At 59.4% G+C, this 7,088-nt stretch carries 8 protein-coding genes; 5 read left to right on the top strand and 3 right to left on the bottom strand.

Annotated elements, in window-relative coordinates; genetic code table 11:
• From ABJP42_RS09990 to ABJP42_RS10000, 3 genes are all read right to left on the bottom strand, one after another.
• The coding region (locus ABJP42_RS09990; protein WP_348340163.1) for a GntR family transcriptional regulator at nt 1–213 on the bottom strand (213 nt) is incomplete at its 3' end.
• Nucleotides 210–1,250, bottom strand: a complete 1,041-nt coding sequence (locus ABJP42_RS09995; protein ID WP_348340164.1) for a Gfo/Idh/MocA family protein — start codon at nt 1,248–1,250, stop codon at nt 210–212. The genes ABJP42_RS09995 and ABJP42_RS09990, both read right to left, overlap by 4 nt.
• Nucleotides 1,247–2,344 carry an isocitrate/isopropylmalate dehydrogenase family protein gene (locus ABJP42_RS10000; protein ID WP_348340165.1) on the bottom strand — a complete coding sequence of 366 codons (1,098 nt, stop codon included), beginning with the start codon at nt 2,342–2,344 and terminating at the stop codon, nt 1,247–1,249. The genes ABJP42_RS09995 and ABJP42_RS10000 overlap by 4 nt, the downstream gene beginning before the upstream one ends.
• A gap of 133 nt (nt 2,345–2,477) precedes the next feature.
• Here ABJP42_RS10000 and ABJP42_RS10005 point away from each other — a divergent pair, with 133 nt between their 5' ends.
• The 5 genes from ABJP42_RS10005 (at nt 2,478) to ABJP42_RS10025 (ending at nt 7,058) form a co-directional block, all read left to right on the top strand.
• Nucleotides 2,478–3,497: a Bug family tripartite tricarboxylate transporter substrate binding protein gene (locus ABJP42_RS10005; protein WP_348340166.1), complete on the top strand. Its 1,020-nt coding sequence runs from the start codon at nt 2,478–2,480 to the stop codon at nt 3,495–3,497.
• Between the two features lie 105 nt (nt 3,498–3,602).
• Nucleotides 3,603–4,451: a hypothetical protein gene (locus ABJP42_RS10010; RefSeq protein ID WP_348340167.1), complete on the top strand. Its 849-nt coding sequence runs from the start codon at nt 3,603–3,605 to the stop codon at nt 4,449–4,451.
• A complete protein-coding gene (locus ABJP42_RS10015) occupies nt 4,451–5,962 on the top strand; it encodes a tripartite tricarboxylate transporter permease (protein WP_348340168.1) in 1,512 nt (503 codons plus the stop codon). The genes ABJP42_RS10010 and ABJP42_RS10015 overlap by 1 nt, the downstream gene beginning before the upstream one ends.
• On the top strand, nt 5,962–6,243 hold the full coding sequence (locus ABJP42_RS10020) for a putative quinol monooxygenase (protein WP_348340169.1): 282 nt from the start codon (nt 5,962–5,964) through the stop codon (nt 6,241–6,243). The genes ABJP42_RS10015 and ABJP42_RS10020 overlap by 1 nt, the downstream gene beginning before the upstream one ends.
• Nucleotides 6,240–7,058 (top strand): N-acyl homoserine lactonase family protein, encoded by an 819-nt coding sequence (locus ABJP42_RS10025; protein ID WP_348340170.1) that lies wholly within the window; start codon nt 6,240–6,242, stop codon nt 7,056–7,058. The genes ABJP42_RS10020 and ABJP42_RS10025 overlap by 4 nt, the downstream gene beginning before the upstream one ends.
• Nucleotides 7,059–7,088 lie beyond the last annotated feature (30 nt).

Genomic DNA, 7,088 nt, shown 5'->3' on the forward strand with positions numbered 1-7,088 from the left:
CACGCCCTTGCGGGGGCGCAGCTCCAGCAGACCCTGGCTTTCCAGCATCAGCGCCGCCTCACGCACTGGCGTGCGCGAGACCCCCAGACGTTCCGCCATTTCGCTTTCCAGATGATCAGACCCCGGCGCCAACTCGCCGGAAAAGATCATATCCCGCAGGGCGCGAAAGGCCCGCTGCGAATTGGAGGGCGGTTTGTCCGATAGGGTGGTCACTGTGTCTCCAAACGCATCTTACGCCCGGTTTCAGCCGAGCTGTAAATAGCCTCTTCGATCTCGATGACGCGCAAATAGCTGGCGGCCTCGTTTTCAAATGCTCCACCGCCGAGAAGGCCAGAAATGACGTGGGACTGCAAGTGGTGAACGCAGTTGCCACCAAAGCCCTCCCAGCTGTCAGGCCCCAGCAAGCAGGTAGTGTCCTGCGCGCCAAAGCGGCGCAGATGCAGCGCGCCATCGCCGGTTAGGGTGATAGAGCCTTTCGTGCCTTCGAGCAGCGCCTCGCCCATGGTGCGGCGATGGTTGTCGGCACTGTGATCAAGGTTGCGATTGCCATCAAACAGCGCCCGCACCCCGCCGGGATGCTGCGAAAGGATAAAACCGGCATCTTCGCCTGCGATGACCGGGTTCACCTGCCGCAGATCGGCGTAGATCTCGGTCGGATCGCCAAGCAGATAGCGGAAGGTATCGACCCAATGCACCGCAGTTTCATGTACCAAAAAACGTTCCATCTGCTGGAAATAGGGCTGGCGGGCCAGATAGGCCTCTGGCCCCTGGCCATCGCCGGGGCGCAGCCGAAAGGTCAGCTGCTGGGCCTCACCTACATCTCCCCGGTCCAGCGCCTGTTTCATCACCCGGTACCAGGGTTGGAAGCGGAAGTTTTCATGCACGATGATCCGCGCTCCGGCGTCACTGGCCAGAGCGACCATTTCCCTGGCCTCTGCCAAGTTCCGGCAAAAGGGTTTCTGGCAGATCAGGGCTTTCACTCCGGCGGCCAGCGCGATGCGGATGCTGTCGGCATGGGCCGCCGGGGGCAGGATGATGTCGAGCAGATCAGGGGTAGCTTCCGCCAGCATCTGTGCCAGATCATCATAGGCGGGCAGGCCGGTGGCGCGGGCCTTGGTGATGTCGCGATTGCAGGACCCAACAAGATCAACATCTGACATGCTGGCCCAGCTGGCGTAGTGGAACTGGCTGAAATAGCCCGCTCCCTGACAGGCTACTTTGATTGGCGCAGTTGCAATAGGAATGCTCATGCGGGTTCCAGAACCAGCAGCGAATGTACTGCAGCGGCGGCGTCTTTGGTGCTGGCCTTGCCACCCAGATCACAGGTGAGAACCTCGCCGCGGGAAATGATTTCTTCTACCGCTTCACGCAGGCGCTGGCCATCGCTTCGCAACTCGGAATTCTCGTGTTTTACCCCCAGCCAGTCCAGCATCATTGCCGCCGAAAGAATCATCGCAAAAGGATTGGCCACGCCCTGTCCGGCAATATCCGGCGCCGAGCCATGGCAGGGCTGGAACACAGCGTGATCCATGCCGATATCGGCCGAGGGCGCGAGCCCAAGCCCGCCCATCAGCCCGGCGCCAAGATCAGACAGGATGTCGCCAAACATGTTCTCTGTCACCAGCACGTCAAAATCCCAGGGCTTTTGCACCATCCACAGGGCCGTGGCATCGACATAGGCATGATCAGCGATGAGTTCAGGATGCTTGGCGGCCTCGGCATCAAACATCTCGCGGAAGAAGGCAAAGGCACGGAATACATTGGCCTTGTCGACACAGGTAACTCGCCCCTTGCCCCGCCCCTGCGCCTGACGCTGCTTGGCCAGGGCAAAGGTAAAGTCAAAAAGCTTTTCCGAAATCTCGCGGGTGATCAGCAGAGTTTCGCGGGCCTCATCCTTGGTGACCTCGCCGCAGCCTTGGGTATGAAACAGGCCTTCGGTGCTTTCGCGCACTAGAACAAAATCGATCTCTTTTCCGGGGGGCATTTTCAATGGCGTGGTCTGGCCTGCGCGCACGGTGACCGGGCGAATACCAGCAAAGAGCGTCAGCGCCTTGCGCAGGTCAATCTGCGGCGAAATCTCGGTGCCATCATCGTAGCGCACATCCGGCAATCCCATCGCCGAGAGCAGAATCGCATCGGCGCTGCGGGCGATTTTCATCGAGGTTTCGGGCAGGGATTCGCCGGTTTTGGCGTAATGGGCCGCGCCCGCAGGGGCCTCAGTAAAGGCAAGATCATAGCTGGCGGCGCGTTCTGACATGTGACGCAGGATTTTGATCGTGGGTTCAGTGATTTCCGGGCCGATGCCGTCGCCTGAAAATACTGCGATCTCGAAGTTGTTGGGCATGGTCACGCGTTCCTTTTCCTACCTCTTTGGCTGATTTTGCGGCAGAGATCTATTTATAAATTTGACAAGGCATTTATTAATGCATACGTAAAAAGATGCAACAAGAAACGCATTGAGTCTGGGAGGACATGAAATGGAACTCAAATTTGGCAAGATCCTTGGGTTGGCCGCGCTGCTAGGAGGCTTTGGCGCAGGCGTGCCGGGTAGCGTCGCGGCGCAGGATTACCCCTATCGTGACATCACCGCAGCCGTGGTCTGGGGCGCCGGTGGCGGCACCGACACCATCAACCGGATGATCATGGCAGAGATGGAAAAACATCTGCCGGTGTCGATCAACGTGACCAACCAGACCGGCGGTGTCGCTGGATCCAACGGCATGGTCTATGTGATGAACCAGCCTGATGATGGCTATACATTGGTGGGCCTGTCTGAATCCAACGTGACAGCTGCGGTGCAGGGCGGTTGGGACAAGAAGTTCGACTATTGGTATCCCTTTATTGTTGGTGGCTCGCCAGATCTGATCTCGGTGCCTGCGAATTCTCCCTATTCGACAATCCAAGAGCTGGTTGATGCGGCCAAGGCCGCGCCCGGCACCATTCCGGCGGCAGCCTCGGGGGCGGGATCGATCCATCACTTGAACCTGCTGGCGATCCAGAACGGCTCGGGTGCTGAGTTCAAATTTGTTCCCTACAAAGGCTCTGCCCCCGGTCAGGAAGCGGCCATCGCGGGTGAGGTCCAGCTGGTTGTGACCTCGCTGGCGGAACAGGCAGCGCTGATTGAGGGCGGCCAGTTGAAGCCCCTGGCGATGCTGACCGAAGACAGCGCTGAGATTGCCGGCATGACCGTACCCTCGGCTTTTGGTATTTATGATGGGCTCGACAAATATCTGCCGCTGAAGCAGGCGATTGGTTTTGCCGTGCACAACTCTGCCAGCGATGAAATCAAAGCCGCCCTGGGTGCGGCCTTTGAAAAGGCGATCTCGGGCGATGCGGTTGCGACATGGGCTGCAGCCAATAACTACGATGTCGGCGGACAATATGGCGAAGAGGCCAGCAAGATCTTCACCACGCTGGAAGCCAACTTTGCCTATACCCTGAAGGATCTTGGCGCGACCACCGTCGACCCGGCCTCCCTGGGTATTGAAAAGCCATAACCCAAGGCAAATCACGCAAGAAACGGAGAGGACGCGGCTGGGTCGCGTCCTTTCTCTCACGCGCCCGGACCGGGCAGCGATCGGACGAATGACGGGAATACGACGGTGGTCAAGGACAAGAAAGATGGGCCGGAGCAGGCTCTAAATAAGGGTAAACAGGGCAAAGCCGAAGGCTTCGCAGGCGCCCTATCAGCAGCGGACGGCGCAGAGACTGAGCAGATCATGATCCTGCGGGCGCGTGATTTCTGGGCCTCTATCGTGTTATTTGCCCTGTCGTTGTTTTTCCTGTGGCGGACTTCTTTCATTCCCCTGTGGGGGGACAACAAGGCGGGCGTGACCGGCGGCGATTGGTACAACTCTGCCGCCCTGGTGCCGCTGGGGATTTTTAGCGCCATGCTGGTGCTGTCGCTGGTGCTGATGCGCATCGCCATCAAAGCAGGCGGAGCAGAGCGGGCGCTGAGCGCGGTTGGCATTGGTTGGGACCGGGCAGAGGCGCTGCGGTTTTCATCTATTGCGGTGATCCTGTTTTTCTACATCGCGGGCCTGGTTCCACGGGTGGATTTTATCCTCTGCTCCGGGCTGTTGATCACCGCGCTGATCTATGGCTACCACGGCGGACATCCGCGCCGGATGCTGCTCTCGGCGGCGATTGTCAGCCTGGCTGGCGCCTATGCTATGGCGTTGCATCTACCCCGATCCGAATGGCGGCTGCATGATGATGACTGGCTCACCCTGGTGCTGTGGCTGGGGCTGACGCTTTGGGTGCTGGCACGGGCCCGCGGGGACCGAGTGGCGCGGGCCATTCCGGTGATCGCTGTCACCGCGCCGCTGGTTCTGGTCTGCGCCATGGCCTTTGGCTTTCGCCAGAACGTGCCAAATCGCGGCGGGCTGATCTTCAAGAGTATTGAGTACCACTACTACGTGACCCTCAAACCGCTGTGGAGCCAGAAATAATGGAGTTCATCTTTACTCAGCTCTCTGGCTTTGGCGGTGCCTTTGCGGCCCTGGTCGTCGACCCCTGGACCTATGTCTATCTGGTCACCTCGGTCTTCTTGGGCATCACTTTTGGCGCCTTGCCGGGGCTGACCGCGACCCTGGCGGTGACCATCCTGACCGGGTTCTTCGGCAATAAGATCCCGCTGGACTATTCCCTGATCGCCCTGCTCGGGGCCTATGTCGGTGCGATCTATGGGGGCTCTTACCCGTCGATCCTGCTCAATATTCCCGGCACGGCGGCCTCGGCGGCCACGGCGATGGATGGTCACCCCCTGGCCAAGGCCGGGCGAGGTGGTGAGGCGCTAGGGCTGACCACCACAGCGTCCTTCATTGGGACCCTGATTGGCACAGTTGCTTTGCTGATTTTTGTCTGGGTGCTGCTCTTGGTTTCCAAAAACATCGCCAGCCCTGAAAAGGCGCTGCTGGCGCTGTTTGGGATTTTGCTCTCGGGCACGCTGATGTCCGAGGATCTGGTGATCAAGGGCTGGATTGCCGGGCTGATAGGTCTGGCCATGGCCATGGTGGGGATGGATCCGCTGCTGTCAGAGCCGCGCTATACCTTTGGCTGGTCCTATATGCTCTCTGGGTTTCAGGTGGTGCCGGTTCTGATGGGGGCCTTTGCAGTGCCCCAGATCATTGAGGGGCTGCGTCATCTGGAAGTGGGTAAGGTCATCGCCCTGCAGGGGCGCATCCTGCCCAATCTGGCGACGGTGCGACGCCATATGCCAACCATCAGCCGCTCTGGGGTGATCGGCACCGGCATCGGTGCGCTGCCCGGTGTCGGCGAGGATGTGGCCGGCTGGGTCTCTTACGGGGTCGGCAAAACCGTCTCCAAGGATGGCAAGAACTTTGGCAAGGGCTCGCTCGAAGGGCTGTTGTCCTCAGAGACTGCCAATAACGCCTGCATTGGCGGCGCCTTGATCCCGCTTTTGGTTCTAGGCATTCCCGGCTCGCCGCCCGCGGCCGCCCTGATGGGCGCTTTTAAGATCAACAACGTCATTCCGGGGCCGACAATTGATCCCAATATCATCCTGCGGGTGGTGGCGATCATGGTGCTGGCCTCCTTTACCATGTGGATCCTCGGCCTGTTCACCGCGCGTATCTTTATCAAGATCCTGCGTATCCCGCAGACGGTGTTCCTGCCGGTGGTCATGGTGCTGACCGCGATTGGATCGTTTTCGGTCGGGGGGGGTATCAATGACCTCTACCTGATGCTGGGAGTTGGTTTTGTCGCCTATTTCATGAACCTGATGAAATACCCGATCGCGCCTCTGGTGATTGGCGTCATCCTTGGCGGGCTGTTCGACGAGACCTTCCGCCGCTCGCTGTTCCTGGCGGATGGCAGCCTTGGGGGCTTTGTTTCGCGCGCCGGTGCTGCCATCCTGCTGTCACTGAATATCGCACTGATTGCAGCGCAGATCCCCGCCCTGCGCCGGATCTTTGCCCGCCTGCGCCGAAAGGAAGCCTAATGTATGCTGTCTGTGTGACCTTCACCATCAAACCTGGTCAGATGGAGGCCTTCCTGCCACTGATGATCGAAAACGCCCAAACTTCGCGCGCCTTTGAGCCCGGCTGCCAGCAGTTTGATATCTGCCGGGCGGGGAATGTGATTTTTCTCTATGAGATCTACGATGATCGCGCTGCTTTTGAGGCGCATCTGGCCACGCCGCATTTCCAACGCTTTGACGCGGATGTGGCCGATATGGTGGCCGAAAAACAAGCACAGTTTTACGATGAGGTATTTCGATGAGCTCTGCGATCACCGGTGCTATGACCTGGGAAGTGCATGCGATCAAATATGCCGACCGCAATGCCCGCACCCGCGCCGATAGTTTTTTGTTTGATGACAATCACGATGCCCCGCATGCGATGGATTATTTCATGTGGCTGCTGAAATGCGGCAATCGGGTGATCCTGGTGGACACCGGCTATGACCATGCAGAGGCCCGCGCCCGTGGCCGCCCGATCCGGCTGGAACCGGGCGAGGCGCTGGCGCCTTTTGGGCTAACACCCGAGGATATTACAGAGGTGATCGTCACCCATCTGCACTATGACCATGCTGGTGGTTTGGCGCTGTTTCCCAATGCGCATCTGCACCTGCAAGAGGCAGAGATGGCCTTTGCCACCGGTCCCTGCATGTGCCACGACACGCTGAAAGCGCCCTTTACCGTCGGCCATATCTGCGAGGCAGTGACCCGGCTGTATCGCGGCAAGCTGAGCTTTCATGCGGGCGACAGTGAAATTGCCGATGGCGTCACCGTGCATTGCATCGGCGGCCATTCGCGGGGCCTGCAATGCGTGCGGGTGCGCACCGCGGCGGGCTGGCTGGTGCTGGCCTCGGATGCGGCGCATTACTATGAGAACGTCACGGCTCGCAAACCCTTCCCTATCGTGGTGGATCTGCAAAATATGATGGATGGCTTTGCCACGCTTGAGCGGCTCGCCTCCTCCCCCAAACTCATCATTCCGGGCCATGACCCATTGGTGCGCCAACTGTTCCCGCAGGGTATTGCCGAGCATATCACCCGGCTTGACCTTGGTCCGACTTCGGAGATTTCTTCATGAAACTTGGCGTTATTGCCGACGATTTTACCG

The organism is Pseudophaeobacter sp., assembly GCF_039971195.1.
Taxonomy (GTDB): domain Bacteria; phylum Pseudomonadota; class Alphaproteobacteria; order Rhodobacterales; family Rhodobacteraceae; genus Pseudophaeobacter.

Coding starts and splice junctions, on each gene's coding strand:
- ABJP42_RS09995 (WP_348340164.1), bottom strand. CDS start 1,250: ATGAGCATTCCTATTGCAACTGCGCCAATCAAAGTAGCCTGTCAGGGA.
- ABJP42_RS10000 (WP_348340165.1), bottom strand. CDS start 2,344: ATGCCCAACAACTTCGAGATCGCAGTATTTTCAGGCGACGGCATCGGC.
- ABJP42_RS10005 (WP_348340166.1), top strand. CDS start 2,478: ATGGAACTCAAATTTGGCAAGATCCTTGGGTTGGCCGCGCTGCTAGGA.
- ABJP42_RS10015 (WP_348340168.1), top strand. CDS start 4,451: ATGGAGTTCATCTTTACTCAGCTCTCTGGCTTTGGCGGTGCCTTTGCG.
- ABJP42_RS10020 (WP_348340169.1), top strand. CDS start 5,962: ATGTATGCTGTCTGTGTGACCTTCACCATCAAACCTGGTCAGATGGAG.
- ABJP42_RS10025 (WP_348340170.1), top strand. CDS start 6,240: ATGAGCTCTGCGATCACCGGTGCTATGACCTGGGAAGTGCATGCGATC.